This is a genomic window from Acerihabitans sp. (genome assembly GCF_036398755.1).
In the GTDB taxonomy this organism is placed as follows: domain Bacteria; phylum Pseudomonadota; class Gammaproteobacteria; order Enterobacterales; family Enterobacteriaceae; genus Acerihabitans.
Genome location: NZ_DASWOM010000076.1, coordinates 114,278 through 131,710, shown reverse-complemented (window position 1 = coordinate 131,710; position 17,433 = coordinate 114,278). Strand labels below are relative to the sequence as shown.

General features: G+C 60.6%; 14 protein-coding genes. 7 read left to right on the top strand and 7 right to left on the bottom strand.

Annotation, left to right across the window (positions count from 1 at the left end):
* Positions 1-297: 297 nt before the first annotated feature.
* A complete protein-coding gene (locus tag VGC33_RS12665) occupies positions 298-1,176 on the bottom strand; it encodes a metal ABC transporter substrate-binding protein (RefSeq protein ID WP_331121116.1) in 879 nt (292 codons plus the stop codon).
* Between the two features lie 298 nt (positions 1,177-1,474).
* On the opposite strand from VGC33_RS12665, the gene ssuE reads away from it, so the two are divergent.
* The 4 genes from ssuE (at position 1,475) to VGC33_RS12645 (ending at position 5,633) form a co-directional block, all read left to right on the top strand.
* Entirely contained in the window at positions 1,475-2,038 is a 564-nt protein-coding gene (gene ssuE / locus VGC33_RS12660) for an NADPH-dependent FMN reductase (protein WP_331121115.1), read from the top strand.
* Between the two features lie 116 nt (positions 2,039-2,154).
* A complete protein-coding gene (locus VGC33_RS12655) occupies positions 2,155-3,141 on the top strand; it encodes an ABC transporter permease (RefSeq protein ID WP_331121114.1) in 987 nt (328 codons plus the stop codon).
* Positions 3,138-3,980, top strand: coding sequence for an ABC transporter permease (locus VGC33_RS12650; RefSeq protein ID WP_331121113.1), 843 nt, complete (start codon positions 3,138-3,140; stop codon positions 3,978-3,980). Before VGC33_RS12655 ends, VGC33_RS12650 begins: the two co-directional genes overlap by 4 nt.
* A gap of 6 nt (positions 3,981-3,986) precedes the next feature.
* The gene (locus VGC33_RS12645; RefSeq protein ID WP_331121112.1) at positions 3,987-5,633 is read left to right on the top strand and encodes an ABC transporter ATP-binding protein; all 1,647 of its coding nucleotides are present in this window, start codon (positions 3,987-3,989) and stop codon (positions 5,631-5,633) included.
* A 91-nt stretch (positions 5,634-5,724) separates the two neighbouring features.
* Here the strand turns inward: VGC33_RS12645 and VGC33_RS12640 are convergent, their stop codons facing one another.
* From VGC33_RS12640 to VGC33_RS12615, 6 genes are all read right to left on the bottom strand, one after another.
* Positions 5,725-6,540: an SDR family oxidoreductase gene (locus VGC33_RS12640; protein WP_331121111.1), complete on the bottom strand. Its 816-nt coding sequence runs from the start codon at positions 6,538-6,540 to the stop codon at positions 5,725-5,727.
* A gap of 11 nt (positions 6,541-6,551) precedes the next feature.
* Positions 6,552-7,778: an acyl-CoA dehydrogenase family protein gene (locus tag VGC33_RS12635; protein WP_331121110.1), complete on the bottom strand. Its 1,227-nt coding sequence runs from the start codon at positions 7,776-7,778 to the stop codon at positions 6,552-6,554.
* A gap of 76 nt (positions 7,779-7,854) precedes the next feature.
* Complete coding sequence (locus VGC33_RS12630) at positions 7,855-9,207, bottom strand: LLM class flavin-dependent oxidoreductase (protein ID WP_331121109.1); 1,353 nt, start codon at positions 9,205-9,207, stop codon at positions 7,855-7,857.
* Positions 9,204-10,550, bottom strand: a complete 1,347-nt coding sequence (locus VGC33_RS12625; RefSeq protein ID WP_331121108.1) for an LLM class flavin-dependent oxidoreductase — start codon at positions 10,548-10,550, stop codon at positions 9,204-9,206. Before VGC33_RS12625 ends, VGC33_RS12630 begins: the two co-directional genes overlap by 4 nt.
* Positions 10,551-10,594: 44 nt before the next feature.
* Entirely contained in the window at positions 10,595-11,857 is a 1,263-nt protein-coding gene (locus VGC33_RS12620) for an acyl-CoA dehydrogenase family protein (protein ID WP_331121107.1), read from the bottom strand.
* Positions 11,858-11,889: 32 nt separating this feature from the next.
* Complete coding sequence (locus VGC33_RS12615; RefSeq protein ID WP_331121106.1) at positions 11,890-13,494, bottom strand: ABC transporter substrate-binding protein; 1,605 nt, start codon at positions 13,492-13,494, stop codon at positions 11,890-11,892.
* A gap of 297 nt (positions 13,495-13,791) precedes the next feature.
* On the opposite strand from VGC33_RS12615, the gene VGC33_RS12610 reads away from it, so the two are divergent.
* The 3 genes from VGC33_RS12610 to VGC33_RS12600 all read left to right on the top strand — a co-directional run bounded on the left by VGC33_RS12610 (position 13,792) and on the right by VGC33_RS12600 (position 17,423).
* On the top strand, positions 13,792-15,393 hold the full coding sequence (locus VGC33_RS12610) for an ABC transporter substrate-binding protein (RefSeq protein ID WP_331121105.1): 1,602 nt from the start codon (positions 13,792-13,794) through the stop codon (positions 15,391-15,393).
* 1 nt (position 15,394) lies between these two features.
* On the top strand, positions 15,395-16,180 hold the full coding sequence (locus VGC33_RS12605) for a class II aldolase/adducin family protein (protein WP_331121104.1): 786 nt from the start codon (positions 15,395-15,397) through the stop codon (positions 16,178-16,180).
* A gap of 97 nt (positions 16,181-16,277) precedes the next feature.
* A complete protein-coding gene (locus VGC33_RS12600) occupies positions 16,278-17,423 on the top strand; it encodes an LLM class flavin-dependent oxidoreductase (protein WP_331121103.1) in 1,146 nt (381 codons plus the stop codon).
* Positions 17,424-17,433 lie beyond the last annotated feature (10 nt).

Here is a 17,433-nt window from a genome sequence, read left to right as displayed (position 1 = left end):
ATTTCAATATCGATTGTCTAAACGGAGAGATTTTAGAGTTACGGTATTCGCAACGACACATAACCGCAATGGAGCCGGCAAGAACGGAGTGAATTATTATTTAATAATACGGACTCAATCAACTGTCATCTTATATAGTTAATTTATAGCGAAATTAGCGCAGTAGGGAGTGCATCTCAATAATCCATTACAGCCTCATAGCGCTAATGGGCCGCTGCGCTGAGGCTGTCTGTTATTTGCACGACCTGGGCGCGCCGCTTTACGACAATGCCCCGGCGTAAATCTTTATCAGGCAAATCACCTCATACTGGCTACCATCGTCTCGACATTATGTTTAAACGCCGCTTCATAGGTGGTCGCGGGGCCCCCGGCCTTGGATAGGGATTCCGGATACAGCTCACCGCCCGGCCGCGCGCCGCTGGCGGCCGCCACCTGTTTCACCAGGCGCGGGTCGGTTTGGTTTTCAATAAAGTAGGTTTGGATATGCTCTTGTTTGATCTGCTTGATTAAGGCGGCCACATCGCTGGCGCTGGCTTCGGATTCAGTTGAAAAGCCCACCGGCGCCAGGAATTCCACGCCATACTCCGCGCCGAAATAGCCAAAAGCGTCGTGGCTGGTGATGACTTTGCGTTTGGCCGCCGGGATAGAGGCAAATTCACTTTTCGCCCAGCTGTCCAGCTTCTCCAGTTTCTCGGTGTAGGCGTCGCCCTGCCGGCGGAAATAAGCCGCATCCTCCGGATCCGCGGCAATCAATGCCGCCATGACGTTGCGCGCATAGATAGCGCCGTTTTTGGCGCTGTTCCACGCGTGGGGGTCGGTGACGGTTTTACCTTCCTCTTCCATTTTGCGGGTGCTTACGCCCGTGGAAGCGGTGATGACCTTGCCCTTATAGCCTGATGCCGTAATCAGGCGATCCATCCAGCCTTCCATCCCCAGGCCGCTGACAAATACCACATCGGCTTTATTCAACGCCTGGCTGTCCTTAGGCGCCGGCTCGAAACTGTGGGGGTCGCCGTCGGGACCCACCAGGCTGGTGACGGTGACGTGATCCCCGCCGACCTGTTTTACGATATCGGCCAGAACGGAAAAACTGGCGACCGCGTCGACCGTTTTGGCCAATGCGGCCGGACTTAACACCATGATGGCCACCGCTAACGATACGGGTAAACGATTCAAATTTTACTCCTTGCTGAAAAAGCGCCGTGCCGGCGCCAGTTATTGTTATCTTATAACATAACATAAGGCGTGATTTTATGGCAAGAAGTACCCTGTGCAGAAATCATGATTTCAGCTATAGAAAGCCAAAAATAATATTTTAATTTTTATTTCATGCGTAATAAGGTGGTTAAACATATGTAATAGCGCTGTTCTGATTTTGGGATAGTTTTGGGAATTTTGCCGGGCGCAGGATTGTTTGAGCCCCGGTTAGCCACGCTTTGCGCAATTTGAGTATTGTATTTATTAAGGAGCAGCAATGAATGTTATTACCCTGGCCGGTAGCCCGCGCCTGCCCTCGCGCTCGGCGGCGCTGTTGACCATCGCCAAGCGTTGGCTGGAGGGGCAAGGCATTAAGGTTACGCCCTGGAGTGTGTTTGATTTTAATCCGCAGGATTTGCTGTATGCGCGATTTGACAGTCCGTCGCTTAAGGTGTTTACCGGGCAGCTTGCCCAGGCCGATGGGGTGATTATCAGCACGCCTATCTATAAGGCCTCGTTTAGCGGCGCGCTGAAAACCCTGTTGGATCTGCTGCCGGAACGGGCGTTCGAACATAAAGTGGTATTGCCGATGGCGACCGGCGGATCGGTCGGGCATATGCTGGCGCTGGACTATGCGCTCAAGCCGGTGCTTAACGCGCTGAAAGCCCAGGAAATCCTGCACGGCGTGTTTTCCGAGGACAGCCAGATTACCCAGTACGACAGCAGCCCGCAGTTAAGCGGCGCGCTTGAAAACAGACTCATTGAATCCCTCGAAACCTTTACCCGCGCGTTGGAAAGACAGTCGCAATTTAACGCACTGAGCATCTCATCAGCGTTGTAAACCTTATTAGCGGCCGGTACAGGCGACGCGCGGAGAATGCGGTAAATTCTATGACGGTAACCCGGATTGATTACGGTAAACACCGCGTATCCTTATTTTTAACGGGAGGATAGGTGATGCAGGGTAGAATTGGTTATATAGGTTGGCGGTTGTTCCAGATTTTGCCCACCACGTTTACCATTGTGCTTTTGGCCTTTGTATTAATGAAATTGGCGCCCGGGGACGTTATTGATGTCGTGGCGGGTGAATCTGGCGGCGCCACGCCGGAATATATGGCGGAAATGCGTGAATTATACGGCCTGAACATTCCGATCTGGCAGCAATTTGTTCATTATATCGTCTCGCTGGCCCATTTCGATTTAGGCTACTCTTTTCGGGAAAACATGCCCGTTTCCGATTTGATCCTCAGCCGGTTGCCCGCCACCATTACCCTGTCTTTGACGGCCATCCTGTTTGCCCTGGTGGTCGGCGTGTTGCTGGGCATTATCGCCGCGCGCTATCGGGGTTCCCTATTGGACGGACTGATTTCGGTGTTCTCGACCATCGGGTTCGCGACGCCGTTATTCTGGATCGGCCTGCTGCTGATCGTGCTGTTTTCCATTAACCTGCGCTGGTTTCCGGTAAGCGGCATCACCACGGTGGGCGCGGACTATGCCAATCAGGCTTATTACCTGCTGGATGTCTCGCGCCATTTGATCTTGCCGGCATTATCGCTAAGCCTGTTCTTTTTGTCGATGTACGTCAGGATCACGCGCTCGTCCATGCTGGAAGCCTATGGGCAGGATTTCGTGCGTACGGCCAGGGCCAAGGGATTAAGCGAATGGCGGGTTATCTTCGGCCATATCCTGCGCAACGCCGCGTTACCGATAGTGACCATTACCGGGCTGGAAATCGGCGGACTGCTAAGCGGTTCGGTGGTGGTGGAAACCGTCTTCGGCTGGCCTGGAATCGGCCGGCTGGCTTATGACGCGGTGTTTTCCCGCGACTTGAACCTGTTGCTGGGTATTTTCCTTATCAGTTCCTTTTTGGTGGTGTTGATGAATCTGGTGGTGGATTTATTGTATGTGGCGCTGGACCCGCGCATCGGGAGACGGCGCCCATGATATCCCGTCGTTTTCTGTCGCGCCTGGCGCGCTCGTACTCCACCCAGACAGGCTTGGTGTTGTTGCTGCTGATCCTGTTCGGCGCGCTGTCGGCGTCCTATTTTTTCCCCGACGACCCGCGCAATATGGTCGGCAGCCCGACCCTCTGGCCGGGCGCGGACGCCAGATTTCCCCTGGGTACCGACATGATGGGCCGGGATATGCTTTCCGGCCTGCTCTACGGCGCGCGCACCTCGCTGATGATCGGCCTGTTCGCCACCGCGCTTTCCGTTGTGCTCGGCATCGTCATCGGCGTTATCGCGGGTTATTTCGGCGCGTCCTGGGTTGACGATATCCTGATGCGCCTGACCGAAGTGTTCCTGACCATGCCGCGTTTACTCTTTGCCATCGCCCTGGTGATGGTGCTGGGTCCCTCGACATTCAGTATTTCACTGGCGCTGGGCGCGACCTCCTGGCCGCAGATCGCCCGCCTGGTGCGGGGCGAGGCGCTGCGCGTGCGCGAGATGGAATTTGTGCGCGCCGCCGCCACCATCGGCCTGGGGCATCTGCGTATCATTACCCGCCATGTGCTGCCCAATAGCATTGCGCCGGTGATGGTGGCCTCCTCGGTGCTGGTGGCGCAGGTGATTTTATCGGAAGCCTCATTGTCTTTCCTCGGGCTTGGCGATCCGAGCGTGGTGACCTGGGGCAGCATGGTGGGCTCCGGGCGCGAGGTGTTGCGCACCGCCTGGTATATGACCGCCCTGCCCGGCCTGGCCATTTTCCTGACCGTTATGGGCTTTATGCTGATCGGCAATGGCCTGAACGATATCTATAATCCCCGTCTGCAAAGGAAATAAAATACGATGGCCACCCAAGAGAGATCCGCCGCCGCCGTCGACGACGCGGTACCGCTTAAGCTGCTTGACGTGCGTGATTTACGTATTGGTTTTAACGGCGAAGAGATCGTGCACGGCATTTCTTTTCATATCAAGCCGCATGAGAAGGTCGCCCTGGTGGGCGAATCCGGGTCGGGCAAAAGCGTGAGCGCCATGAGCTTGCTGCACCTGATTCCCGGCGCCCGGGTGACGGGACAGGCGCTGTATGGCCACACCGATTTGCTTAAGCTGCCTGAGGCGGACATCCGCGCCGTCAGCGGCAAGGATATTTCGATGATTTTCCAGGAGCCGATGACGGCGCTCAATCCGCTGCATACCGTTGGCGAACAGATTGCCGAGGTCTACCGGATCAAGCGCCGCATGAGCGGCAAAGACGCCTGGACGCACGCCGTGGCCCGCCTCGCGGAGACCGGCATCGCCGAGCCGGAACGGCGCGCCCATGCCTATCCGCACCAGCTTTCCGGCGGCCAGCGCCAGCGCGCCATGATAGCCATGGCGCTGGCCGGCGAGCCCAAACTGCTGCTGGCGGACGAACCGACCACCGCGCTGGATGTGACCCTGCGGCTGCAAATCCTTGAACTGTTGTCCGCCCTGCAGCGCAAGAACGGTTTATCCATCCTGCTTATTACCCATGACCTGCACCTGGTGCGCCGTTTCGCCGATCGGGTTATTGTCATGGAAGCCGGCAAGATCGTGGAGGTCGCCCCTACCGGGCAACTGTTCCAGTCGCCGGCGCATCCCTATACCCGCCAGCTTATCAACAGCCGCCCGCAACGGGATATCGACGCCGTTCCCGCAGACAGCGTAGGGCATCCGCGTCTGGAAGGCAAAGCCCTGAATATCAGTTATCCGGTCTCGCAGCCGGGGATGGGCAACTGGTTCCGGCGTCATCGTTTTCAGGCGGTCAAGAATGCCGATTTCGTGTTGCAGCGCGGCCAGACGCTGGGTGTTATCGGCGAATCCGGCTCGGGCAAAAGCACGTTGGCCGCCGCCGTGCTCGGATTGATGGACCATGAAGGTTCACTGCGTATCGACGGCATGTCATGGCATCAGGCCAATGCGCATTCCTCCCTGGCGCGGCGGTCACAGCGCCGCAAAATCCAGGCGGTGTTCCAGGATCCCTTCTCCTCGCTGTCTCCGCGCATGAATATTGCCCAGGTGGTGGGGGAAGGTCTGCATTTCCATCATCCCGAACTGTCGGCGCGCGAGCGCGAGCGACGCATTATCGCCATCCTCGCCGAGGTCGGGCTGGTGGAAACCCAGTTTCCGGACCTGCTGCGCCGCTATCCGCATGAATTTTCCGGCGGCCAGCGCCAGCGTATCGCCATTGCGCGGGCGTTGATCATCAACCCCGATATTCTGGTGCTCGATGAGCCGACCAGCGCCCTTGACGTGACCATCCAGCGGCAGATCATTGCCCTGCTGCAGCGCCAGCAGCGGGCGCATGGCCTGAGCTATCTGATCATTACCCATGATGTGGCGGTGGTGGCCGCCATGGCGCACCGGATTATCGTGATGAAAGAGGGCAATGTGGTCGAGGCGGGGGATGCAATGACGATACTCAACGCCCCGGTCCATCCCTATACGCGCAGCCTGATCCTGGCGGCCGCTTGATCCCCGGGCCGGAACTTACGTCCATCCGACCCCGTGATGACCGAACCGGGACGCCCGCCCGCCGCCCGTCGGCCATCCTCGCGCGGCGTGGTTACAGGATCGTATGCTGCCCGCCGTCCACCGAGATATACGCGCCGACCACATAGCTGGCGCGTTCGCTTGCCAGGAACAGCACCACGTCGGCAATTTCCTCGGGGCGGCCGAAGCGGCGCAGCGGCAGCCCGGCGCTCAGTTGGCTCAGCGCCTCCTCGGGCGTCACGCCCAACCGCCGGGCTTCATGGCCGATGGTGTGATCGATGCGATCGGTTAAGGTATAACCCGGATTAACCGCATTGAGCCGGATGCCGTACCGCGCGTAATACTGTCCCAGTCCAAGCGTGGACAACAGCAGCGCCGCGTTGGCCGCCCCGCCCGCCAGGTGGGACGGATGCGGCGCGCGCGCGCCGGTGCCGATGATGTTGACCACGGCGCCGTTCTGGCGAGTCGGCGCGGCGTCGCCGTTTCCCGCCAGCGCCACCCAACGCTTGAGCACCGCGTCCTGGGCGTGGATATAGGTATAGTATTTTGCGTCCATCGCGGCATGCCAGGCGGCGCTGTCCAGGGATTCCGGCGGGTTGCGCCGGGCGGCGCCCGCGCTGTTCACCAGGATGTCAATCGGCCCCAGCTGGCGGACGATCTGCGCGACGGCGTCCTCCGCCTCCTCGCTGTTGCTCAGGTCCGCCCGCGCCACGGCCACGCCGGGCCCGTCGTCCGCCAGCGCCAGCCGCGCCTGCTCCAGGTTATTGGTATCGCGCGACACGATGCCCACCCGCGCGCCCTCACGTAAAAAGGCCCGGGCGACGGCCAGGCCGATGCCTTTGCTGCCGCCGGTGACCAGTACCACTTTTCCCGCTAAACCGAGTTCCATAACCAAACCCCTTAAATTTTAGTATTGATCGGCGGCAACGTGCCGTTTAGATAAAAATCGCCCACCGCCCGCGCCTTATACGCCACGGGATCGTGGGTGGTATGGGTGCGCGCGTTACGCCAGTGCCGGTCAAGGTTAAGCGCCGCCGACGTCGCCGAGGCGCCGCCAAGGCGATAGATCATTTCGCTTACCCGGATGGCGGCCTCGGAGGTGGCGTATTTTGCCTCGGCCACCGCAATCGACGCCTCCCCCAGCAGGCGATCGCTCGCCTCGGTGCCGGCCCACTCCGCCCGCAGGGCATTGTCCAGCAGCAGCGCCCCGCGTTCGAGCAGGGTTTCGGCGCCGTGCGCGATGATGGCCATTTCACCGACGGTGTGCAGCACATAGGGATCGGCGGTGGCGCCGCTTACGCCGCTCTCGCGCAGCACCCGCGCCTGGGTGCGCCCATAGGCGCAGGCATCCGCCAGCGCCGCCAGGGCGATGCCGGCGTCGATGGCGGCATGGATCAGCTGCGCGAAACCGCCTTCATGGGTGCGGCGCTGGCCATAGGCGGGAATGCGCAATATCTCCTCTTCGGCGACCAGCACATTATCGAACAGCGTGGTGCCGCTGGCGGTGGTGCGTTGCCCCATCCCGTCCCAATCATCGCTGACGGTGACCCCTAAGCGGTCCACCGGCACGAACACCGCCGCCCGTCCGCCGTCCTCGTGTACCGCGGTGACCAGGATAATGCTGGAAAACAGGCTGCCGGTGCTGTAATACTTGCGCCCGCGCAGACGCCATGTCCCATGCCGCCGCTCCAGCCGGGTCGCCATGTCGCCGATAAAAGCGCCTTCCCGTTCGGCGGCGGCGTTGCTCATCATGGTCCCCCCCAGCACCAGATCGAAGTAGTGCCGCTGCTGGGCGGGGGTGCCGTATAAACGCAGTTTTTCCAGATTGGCGAACTGCGGAACAATGGCCTGGGCGATATTAGGATCGCCCGCCGCCAGCAGGCGTATCACGCGCGAGAACGTGAGCAGATCCGCTTCCCGGCCGCCGTACTCCCGCGGCACCCGCATCGACAGCAGGCCGCTTTGCCGCAGCGCGTCTATTTCCTCATGGGGCAATATCCGCAGGCTGTCGCGCCGCGCCGCGCCGGCGGCAAAACGCAGCCTGAACTGCTCGGCCGCCGCAAGAAACCCCGTATTCTCTTCCCCATCCCGCCCCGCGGGGCCTGGGGCCTGTTCCCGGCTATTCATTTGTTTTACCTTTTTGCATCTCTGGTTACAAGGCGGGTATTGGACGGCGGTTTACCGCTATACCCGCTTCCCGCCGTTAACGATAATCCACCGGCGCCGCGTAGCGGCTGGCCGGGCGCGCCAGGCCCATGATGTCCCGGGTGGTGGCGCCCTGGTAGCGCCGGCGGTAGACCCCGCGCCGCTGTAGTTCCGGCACCACCAGATCGACAAAATCCGCCAGGCCGCCCGGCAGCCAGCCCGGCATGATATTGAACCCGTCCGCGCCGCCCTCCTGGAACCAGGCGGTCATCATATCGGCGATATCCGTGGCGGTGCCGGTAAGGACCGGATGGCCGCGGGCAATGGCCACCTGCAAATATAAATCCCGGATGGTGAGGTTATCGCGCCGGGCGATATGCTGGAGCAGCGCTATCCGGCTGGTGGCGCCCGTCCCGCTATCGGGCAGATCGGGCAATGGCCCGTCCAGGGGGTAGCCGGACAGATCCACGCCGCCCAGATGGTGCTCAAGCTGCGCCAGGCCGACTTCGGGATGGATAAGCGATTGCAGATAGGCGAATTTTTCCTGCGCCTCGGCCCGGCTGCGGCCCACCACCGGAAACAGGCCCGGCAGGATACGCAGCGCCTGCGCGGGGCGCCCCGCCGCCTGGGCCTGGGCCTTTAACTGGCCATAAAACGCCTGCGCGTCCGCCAGGGTGGTCTGGGCGGTGTAAATGATCTCGCCTACGCTTGCGCCGAGCGCCATGCCGGCCTGCGACGAACCGGCCTGAACCAGCAGGGGATGGCCCTGCGGCGGCCGGGGGATGTTCAGCGGGCCGCGCACGTTGAAAAACTCGCCGCGATGATCCAGCGCATGCAGGCCGTCGGGCCGGAAATAGACTCCCGAGGCCGGGTCGGCCAGGATGGCGTCATCGTCCCAGCTGTCCCACAGTCCGCGCACGACCTCGACAAACTCGCCGGCGCGGCGGTAGCGCTCCTGGGCCGGGGGTATGGGTTGGTCGCCAAAATTTTCCGCTTCCGCCGCGCTTGAGGAGGTGACGATATTCCACCCCGCCCGGCCGCCGCTGAGAAAATCCAGCGACGCGAATTTACGCGCGATATGGAAAGGCGCGTTAAAGGTGGTCGACGCCGTGGCGATAAGCCCGATATGCCGGGACGCCTGGCTCAGGGCCGACAGCAGCGTTAAGGGTTCGAAATGCGCCTTCGGCCCCCGCCCCAGGCGCTCGGCCGAACGATCGCGGATGGCCAGACCGTCCGCCAGGAAAAACAGATCGAACAGCCCGCGCTCGGCTATCTCAATCACCTGGCGGTAATGGCCGAAATCCATGGGTCCCTGAGGGTTGACCTGGCGATGGCGCCAGCCGGCGAGATGCCGACCGGTCATCTCGACAAATACGCCGAGGTTCATTTCACGCCGCGATCCGCCGCTCATGACGTCGCCCGTCCGGCGTAACGATTAGCCGGCCGCGCCAGCCCCAGGTGATCGCGCAGGGTCGCCCCGGTATAGTCGTGGCGAAACAAGCCGCGCCGGCGCAGCTCCGGCACCACCCGATCGATAAACTCCAGCAGGCCGCCCGGCAGCCAGGGGGCCATAATATTGAAGCCGTCCGCGCCGCCGCCGGTAAAACGTTCTTCAAGCTGGTCGGCAATCTGCGCCGCCGTGCCGAAAATCGCCCAGTGGCCGCGCGTGCCGGTGACATGCCAGTAGAGCTGGCGAATGGTCAGGTTTTCCCGCCGGGCGAACGCCGCCAGCAGCCCCTGCCGGCTTTGGTTGCCCTGGGTCGGCGGCAGTTCCGGCAGCGGTCCGTCGAGGGGATAGGACGACAGATCAACCCCGCCCAAATGGCGGGCCAGCACCGGCCAGCCGATTTCCGGATCGACCCATGCCTGCAATTGCTCGAATTTTTCCCGGGCATGGGCTTCGGACTCGCCGATTATCGGGAATACGCCCGGCATGATCTTAAGCGTATCGGGATCGCGGCCATGGGCCGCCATTTTCTCTTTCACGCCGCGGTAAAACGCCTGGGCTTCGCCAAGGGTTCTCTGGGCGGTAAAAATCACCTCGGCCCGGCGCGCGGCCAGATCCTGGCCATCGTCCGACGACCCCGCCTGCACCAGTACCGGCTGCCCCTGGACCGAGCGCGAGATATTCAGCGGTCCGCGCACCTTGAAAAACCGCCCCTGGTGATCCAGCACATGCAGTTTGCGCGGGTCGAAGAAATGCCCCGACGCTTTATCATTAAGCAGCGCGTCGTCTTCCCAGCTGTCCCACAATCCCTGCACCACGTCCACGAACTCCTGGGCGCGCTGGTAACGCAGGCCGTGTTCCATCACCTCGTCGCGATTAAAATTCAGCGCCTCGCCCAAGGTCCAGGAGGTGACCACATTCCAGCCCGAACGTCCGGCGCTGATATGGTCGAGCGACGCGAACCTGCGCGCAACGTTAAACGGCTCGTTATAGCTGGTGGAGGCGGTCGCCACCAGCCCGATCTTGTCGGTTATCATCGCCAGGGCGGAGAGTAGAGTCAGCGGCTCGTAGTTTACCGTGCGCGTCGTGCGGCCGATATGCTCGTCCTCCTCGTACTGGAAGGTCATCTGATCGCCCAGGAAAATCATATCGAATTTGGCGGCTTCGGCCCGGCGCGCCAGCAGCTTGAAATGCTCCAGGTTCATCCCGGCGTTTACCGGGGCGTCGGGATGCCGCCAGGCGCCGATATGATGGCCGACATCCTGCAAAAAGGCCCCCAGGTGCAATTGTTTTTTCTGTTGTGGCATGGTTATGGCTCCGCTTGTTTACCCTATTTCCCCCGCGCCGGGGATCAGTCATACATGGTGATGGGGGGCGGGATCCGGTTAAGGTAATAATTGCCGACCACGCGATAGCGGTGATTGATCGGATCGTGGGTGGTATGGGTACGCGCATTGCGCCAGTGGCGATCAAAATTGTTTTCCCGCAGGGTCGCGGAAGAGCCGCCGACTTCGTATATCAGCTCCGCGGCCCTCAGGGCGGCGCCGTTGCAGACGATTTTCGCCTCGGCCGTGGCGATGGAGCCTTCTATCAGCCGCTGCTCCAGCTCATCCCCGGTTACACCGCCGTGCCAGGCCGCCGCCGCCCGGTCCACCAGCGCGGCGGCGCGCAGCAAAGCCGCCTCGGCGCCGTGCGCGTGGGCGATGATATTGCCGATGGTATGCTGGACAAACCAATCGTCGACGGAGCGCTGTACCCCCGAATCGGCGCGCGGACGCGCGCCGCGATGCGCCCAGGCCACCGCGTCGTCCAGCACCGCCAGGGCGATGCCCACCTCGATGGTGGAATGCAGCATTTGTGTGGCCGCCGGCTGGTAATTGCGCTTTTTGCCCTCGTCGCGGCTGTAGAACATCACCTCATCGTCCGCCACCGCCACATCCAGGAACTCAGTGGTGCCGCTGGCGGTTAACCGTTGCCCCATGCCGTCCCAATCATCGTGCTGCACAATACCCGGCCGGGCGCGGGGCACAAACACCGATACCTGGTCGCCGCGATCGTCCCTGGCGGTCACGCGCAACCGGTCCGCCATCAGGCCGCCGGTGCTGTAGAATTTTTTACCGCGCAGCCGCAGCCCCTGCGACGTTTGCATCAGACGGGTGGTCATATCCGCGACAAACTGTCCGCCGCGTTCGCCGGTTGCGCCGCTGATTAAATCGCCGTGCAGCAGGCCGTGAAAATAGCGTTGCCGCTGGGCGTCGGTGCCGGTCAGGCGGATACGCTCCACCGAGGTAAAATGCGGGATCAGCACCTGGGCCACGTTGGGATCGCCTTTTGCCAGCAGGATCACCACGCGCGCCAGATCCGCATAAGACAGTTCGGGACCGCCGTAAGCCTTGGGCACCCGCGCGGCGGCGATCCCCGCCCGCAGCACCCAGTCCAGTTCCTCATGCGGCAGAATGCGCTGCTGGTCCCTATGGGAGGCGCCGGCCGCCAGCCGGGCGCCGAGCGCCGCGGCCTGGGTTATCACATCCGGGGCCTGGGTATCGCGCCCGGCGACCGCCTCGGCAAACCTGCCGTCCGGTCCGGCGTCGGGGATGGAAAAAGATAAAGACATAAAGACCTCGCTTGGGACGGTTAAGGGTGGCGTCAGGGCTGCGCGGCAATCCAGGCATCGCGAAAACCGGAGTGCGCCCCCGCCGGCGAGAAATCCAGTCCGTGCAATTTACGGTTGTAGACCGTGAAAAATGGCGCTTCCATGACCGGCAACAGCGGCAAATCGATCAGGGTCTGCCGTTGGAATTGTTGAATAATACCGATGCGCTTTTGGGGATCGACCTCATTTTGATAGCCGGCGATCAGCCGGTCGGTTTCCGGACTGTTATAGGCGAAGGCGTTGGCGTATGGCACGCCGGGGGACTGCGCTTTGGAATCAAACACCCGGGTCAATCCCATTTGCGGGTCGAGCATCACGCCAAAGCCCTGGAAAATAATATCGTAGTCATAATCCGAATAGACTTTTTTCAGGAACGTGGCGTTATCCAGCGGCGAGAAGGCGATATCGATACCGATTTTGCCGAATTCCTGGCGTAAAAACTCGCCCGCCAGCAGGAACTGGCTGGAACTGGGATCGGTATACAATCGCAGCGTAAAGCGCTTGCCCCCGGCTTTCACCGGATAGCCCGCTTCATCCAGCAATGCGCCGGCTTTGGCCACATCGTAATCGTAACGGGGAACGTCGGCGGTGTAGAACCGGGTCAGGGATGCGGGCACCACGCTATATTCCGGCTTGCTTTGCCCATACCAGACGGTGTCGATTATGCGCTGGCGATCGATGATATGGGCGATGGCCTGGCGCACTTTCAGGTTGGATAAAATAGGCGAGCGCAGGTTGAACCCCATAAAATAGGTCTGCGCCGCATAGGCATAACCGCGCGACTCAAATTTAAGCTCGGGGTTTTGTTTCAGGCGCGCGATATCGGAGAACGGCACGCCGGCATAAGGGATATAGGACACTTCCCCTGATTCCAGCGCGCCGCTGCGGGCGGCCGCGTCCGGAATAAAACGATAAATAACCCGGTCGAGGTAGGGTTTGCCTTTATCCCAGTAGTCGGGATTTTTCTCCAATATCACATACTGGCCGCGTTTCCATTCTTTGAAGCGAAACGGACCGGTGCCGATCGGCCGCGCATTCTCCGGGTTCTTGCGAATATCGCTGCCGTCGAATATATGTTTCGGCACCACCTGCGATTCCGCGCCGTCCAGCGCGCTTAATATCACTTGAGAGGGGGAACTGAGGCGGAAAATAGCCGTATGGTCGTCAGGTGTTTCCACCTCTTTTAACGCCGAAAACGTCGACCGTCCGCGCGAATGCACCTTTTTCCATACTTCAAGCGCCGAATATTTTACATCCGCCGAGGTAAAGGGTTGCCCATCGTGCCATTTCACTCCCTGACGCAGATGAAAGGTGATGCTCAGGCCGTCCGGCGCCACCTCCCAGGAGGTGGCCAGGCGGGGCTGCGGCTGGAATTTATCGTCATAGTAGACCAGGCCGTCAAAAATATTGGCTGAAATCACCCGGTTGGAATATTGATTATTATAGGTTGCCGTCAGCGTGACCGGCTCGGGATATATGGCGGCAATCAGGGTTCCCCCCCTGACCGGCGGCGGTTCGCCGGCCACGGCCGCGCCGATAAACCATGACGCAAGTAGGAGTATTCCCACAAAGAAGGCGGACAGGCAATTTCTCAACATCTGTTTAAACCTTTTATTATAAAAATGGTTCTACATCGGTGCAGGCGATGTTATTCAAAACGAAAAGAGTCTATCGCGGCGAAGACAACATCATTAAATATCAATAATTGCTGTTTATAGATAACTTTGTGCTATCGATTTTATTACCGCACAGGTTCTAAGTTAATTCAAAAAAAGCATTGGCCAAATACGGCCTTAATTTATATTTTAAGGTGTTTCTAAATTGTTAATTAAAAAAAGTATTTTTATTACCGCTTGCCGCGCCGGATATTTATTGAGGATGTAAGGTCATCATTTATGCCTATGTTTAACCTACCGTTGCCCCGTGTTTTTTTCGCCGCCATCGGCATCAGCTTCACCCTGGCCTCCGGGTCCGCCCTGGCCGCCGGCGGTACCCTGGTCGCCCTGGTCCAACCCGAACCCGTGGCGCTGAACACCGCGTTCAATACCAACTTTCCCAATGGGGTGGTATCCAATAATATTTATGAGGGCCTGGTTTCCTATGACAGTGATATGCAGCCGCAGCCGAGCCTGGCCACCTCCTGGGAGGTGGCGCCGGACGGCCTGAGCATCACCTTTCACCTGCGCCAGGGGGTGAAATGGCACGACGGACAGCCCTTTACCTCGGCGGATGTAAAATATTCGGCGCTGGAGTTATGGAAAAAGGTGCATCCGCGCGGGCGCACCACCTTTGCCGCGCTCAGGGATGTGGAAACGCCGGACGACCACACGGCCATATTCCGCTTGGACCATCCGTCGCTGGTCGTTTTAAGTTCGCTGAACGCCAACGAGGCGGAGATTTTACCGGCGCATCTGTTCGCCGGCGGCGATGTGCGCACCAGTCCTTATAATGCCAAGCCGGTGGGCACCGGGCCGTTCAGGTTCGTGAAATGGCAGCGCGGACAATATATCGAGCTGGCGCGCAATCCCGACTATTGGGACAGCGGCAAACCCAAGGTCGATAAAGTTATTTTCAGTATTATCCCCGATGCGGGATCGCGCGCCGCCGCGCTGGAAACCGGCGACGTGCTTTATGCTCCCTATGATTCGGTCCCCCTCTCCGATGTGCAACGCCTGAGCCAGAATCCGCATCTGGTGGTGACCAAGCAGGGCTACGACTCGTCGGCGGCCTATACCTTTGTGGAGTTCAACCTGCGAAACCCCATTTTGGCCAACCTGAAGGTGCGCCAGGCCATCGCTCGGGCGATCGATAAACAGGCGTTGGTGGACGTGGTGTGGTACGGCCTGGGCAAACCCGCCACCGGCCCGGTGCCCTCGTCGCTTAAACGTTTTTATACCACCGACGATGTGCCGCAATATGCCTTCGATCCCGCCGCCGCCGAAAAACTGCTGGACGAGGCGGGCTACCCGCGAAAAGAGGGGGGCGTGCGTTTCCGGCTCGCCATCGACTACTTCCCGGTCAACGATGGGTTCAAGAACCAGGCGGAATTCATTCGCCAGAGCCTGAGCAAGATAGGCATTGAGCTGACGGTACGTAACCAGGACCTGGCCACCTTTATCAAGCGAATCTACAGCGATTATGATTTTGATATCGAGACCGGCCGCTGGGTACCGATGATGGACCCGCAGATCGGCGGCCTGCGCCATTACTGGAGCAAGAATATCGCCCAGGGCACGCCCTGGTCCAACGCCTCGAATTATACCAACCCCAAGATGGACCAGATTATCGAGCGGCTACAGGTGGAAAGCGATCCCGACAAGCGGGCCGGCGAATTCCATGAGTTCCAGCGCCTGGCCCAGACCGACCTGCCGGTGATCCCCCTGGTGGAACAGCAGAACTTTACCGTCTACAGCACCCGGCTCAAAGGCGTAAGCACCGCGCCGGACGGCGCCTTATCGTCGCTTAAAGACGTCTCATTGCAACCTGAAGGAAAATAATATGAGTTCTTTCCCCTCCGACGATCGCGACGCGACGGCCGGGCGCGAGGCCCGGCTGGATCTCGCCGCCGCGCACCGCCTCGCGGTCTGGCACGACTTCAGCGAAGGTATCTATAATCACTTCACCCTGGCGGTGCCGGGCAGCGACGATCGTTTCCTGCTGCCGCCTTTTGGCCTGCATTGGTCGGAAGTGCGGGCCAGCCAGCTGATGACCATCGGCTTTGACGGCAGGCAACTGGCCGGAGAAGGCATCATCCAGCGCTCCGCTTACTGTATACACGCGCCGATCCATGCCGCCCATGCCAAGCACCAGGCGGTGTTCCATACCCATATGCCCTACGCCGGCGCGCTGACCCGGCTGGAAAGCCAGCATCTGCTGGCGCTCGGCCAGACCGAGGCGCTGCTGCTCGATCAGATAGCCTATGACGAGGGCTACGACGGCCTGGCCCGCGATCCGCTGGAAGGCGAGCGGCTGGCGGCCATCCTGGGTGAAAAAACCATTCTGTTCATGGGCAATCACGGCGTGCTGGTGACCGGCCGCTCCACCGCCGAAGCCTATGACCGCCTGTATACCCTGGAGCGCGCCGCGCGGGTGCAGCTGTTCGCCCTGTGGACCGGCCAGCGCCTGCGCGGACTGAGCGCGGAACAGGTGGATAAGGTGCAGGACCAGATCCACAACACCCCGCTGCACGACTCGCCGGGCGCGCAGTATAAACCCGGCTACCAGCTGCATTTCGAGGCGCTGCGGCGCCTGCTTGACCGGCGCGAGCCGGACTACCGTGATTAACCTGACGCCCGGGAATGATAGCCCGATGGTTTTTGCGCGGCGATTTCGTGCTTAACGATCGTTTGCCCCGCAACGGCGCTCACATTTGAGGTGACCTATGGATTATCCCGTTTTGCCGCCGCTCCCGCCGGACAGCCCGCTGGGCATCGCGATGGAACAGCCGCTGATGCTCGGCCTGTTTTTACCCATCCACAACGGCGGCTGGACCATATCGACCTATCCCAGGGGCACCGACTGGACGTTTGACTACAACGCCGCGCTCACGCGCCAGGCCGAGGCACTGGGTTTTGAACTGGTGTTCGGGCCGGCGCACTGGCTGTCAAAGGGCGGATTCGGCGGCGAGATCCGCTACCGTGAAACCGCGCTCGACACCCTGATGACCGCGGCGGCTCTCGCGGCCATTACCGAACGCATCCTGCTGATTTCCACGGTGCATATATTCTATGGCCCCTGGCACCCGCTGCATCTGGCCAAGTTCGGCGCGACGCTTGATCATATCTCGGGGGGCCGTTGGGGCCTGAACGTCGTCACCGGCTTTCGTAAAGACGAATGGGCCATGTTCGGCCAGCAACAGCCCGGCCATGACCATCGCTATACCCTTGCCGGCGAATATGTCTCGCTGCTCCAGCAGCTCTGGACCGGCACGGACAACCTGGATTACCACAGCGAGCAATGGGAGCTGAACCAGGCGTTCGTGACGCCAAAGCCCCGTTTCGGCCGCCCCGTCATGGTGAGCGCCACCAGTTCGGCGGCCGGTATCGCCCATGCGGTGCGCCAGGCTGACCTTATCTTCGTGACCAGCCCGGCCGGCGCGTCCTTCGAGGCGGCGATCGGCGCGCTGCCGGATATCACCCGCCAGGTCAGGGAGGCGGCGCGCGCTATCAACCGCGACGTACGCATCCTGGTCAACCCGCTTATCATCGCGCGCGATACCGAGGCCGAGGCGCAGGCGGTCTATCAGGCGATTATCGAGCAGGCCGACCATGATGCGCTGGAAGGGTTTTTCCATACCCATGCCACCGGCGACAGCCGCTCCTGGCGCGGCCACCAGCGCAACGAGCGCATTGTCGGCGGCAATATCCAGCTGGTCGGCACGCCGGAGCAGATAACCGAAAACATTATCCGCCTCAAGGCAATCGGCTGTGACGGGCTACAGCTGTGTTTTGTCGATTATCAACCCGAGCTGGCCTATTTCGGCCAACGGATCATGCCGCTGCTCAAGCAGGCGGGCCTGCGTATTTAACGCGTTATTA

Bases quoted from the DNA above. Each gene is read 5' to 3' on its own strand.
- ssuE (WP_331121115.1), top strand. From the start codon at position 1,475: ATGAATGTTATTACCCTGGCCGGTAGCCCGCGCCTGCCCTCGCGCTCG.
- VGC33_RS12655 (WP_331121114.1), top strand. From the start codon at position 2,155: ATGCAGGGTAGAATTGGTTATATAGGTTGGCGGTTGTTCCAGATTTTG.
- VGC33_RS12650 (WP_331121113.1), top strand. From the start codon at position 3,138: ATGATATCCCGTCGTTTTCTGTCGCGCCTGGCGCGCTCGTACTCCACC.
- VGC33_RS12645 (WP_331121112.1), top strand. From the start codon at position 3,987: ATGGCCACCCAAGAGAGATCCGCCGCCGCCGTCGACGACGCGGTACCG.
- VGC33_RS12640 (WP_331121111.1), bottom strand. From the start codon at position 6,540: ATGGAACTCGGTTTAGCGGGAAAAGTGGTACTGGTCACCGGCGGCAGC.
- VGC33_RS12635 (WP_331121110.1), bottom strand. From the start codon at position 7,778: ATGAATAGCCGGGAACAGGCCCCAGGCCCCGCGGGGCGGGATGGGGAA.
- VGC33_RS12630 (WP_331121109.1), bottom strand. From the start codon at position 9,207: ATGAGCGGCGGATCGCGGCGTGAAATGAACCTCGGCGTATTTGTCGAG.
- VGC33_RS12625 (WP_331121108.1), bottom strand. From the start codon at position 10,550: ATGCCACAACAGAAAAAACAATTGCACCTGGGGGCCTTTTTGCAGGAT.
- VGC33_RS12620 (WP_331121107.1), bottom strand. From the start codon at position 11,857: ATGTCTTTATCTTTTTCCATCCCCGACGCCGGACCGGACGGCAGGTTT.
- VGC33_RS12615 (WP_331121106.1), bottom strand. From the start codon at position 13,494: ATGTTGAGAAATTGCCTGTCCGCCTTCTTTGTGGGAATACTCCTACTT.
- VGC33_RS12610 (WP_331121105.1), top strand. From the start codon at position 13,792: ATGCCTATGTTTAACCTACCGTTGCCCCGTGTTTTTTTCGCCGCCATC.
- VGC33_RS12605 (WP_331121104.1), top strand. From the start codon at position 15,395: ATGAGTTCTTTCCCCTCCGACGATCGCGACGCGACGGCCGGGCGCGAG.
- VGC33_RS12600 (WP_331121103.1), top strand. From the start codon at position 16,278: ATGGATTATCCCGTTTTGCCGCCGCTCCCGCCGGACAGCCCGCTGGGC.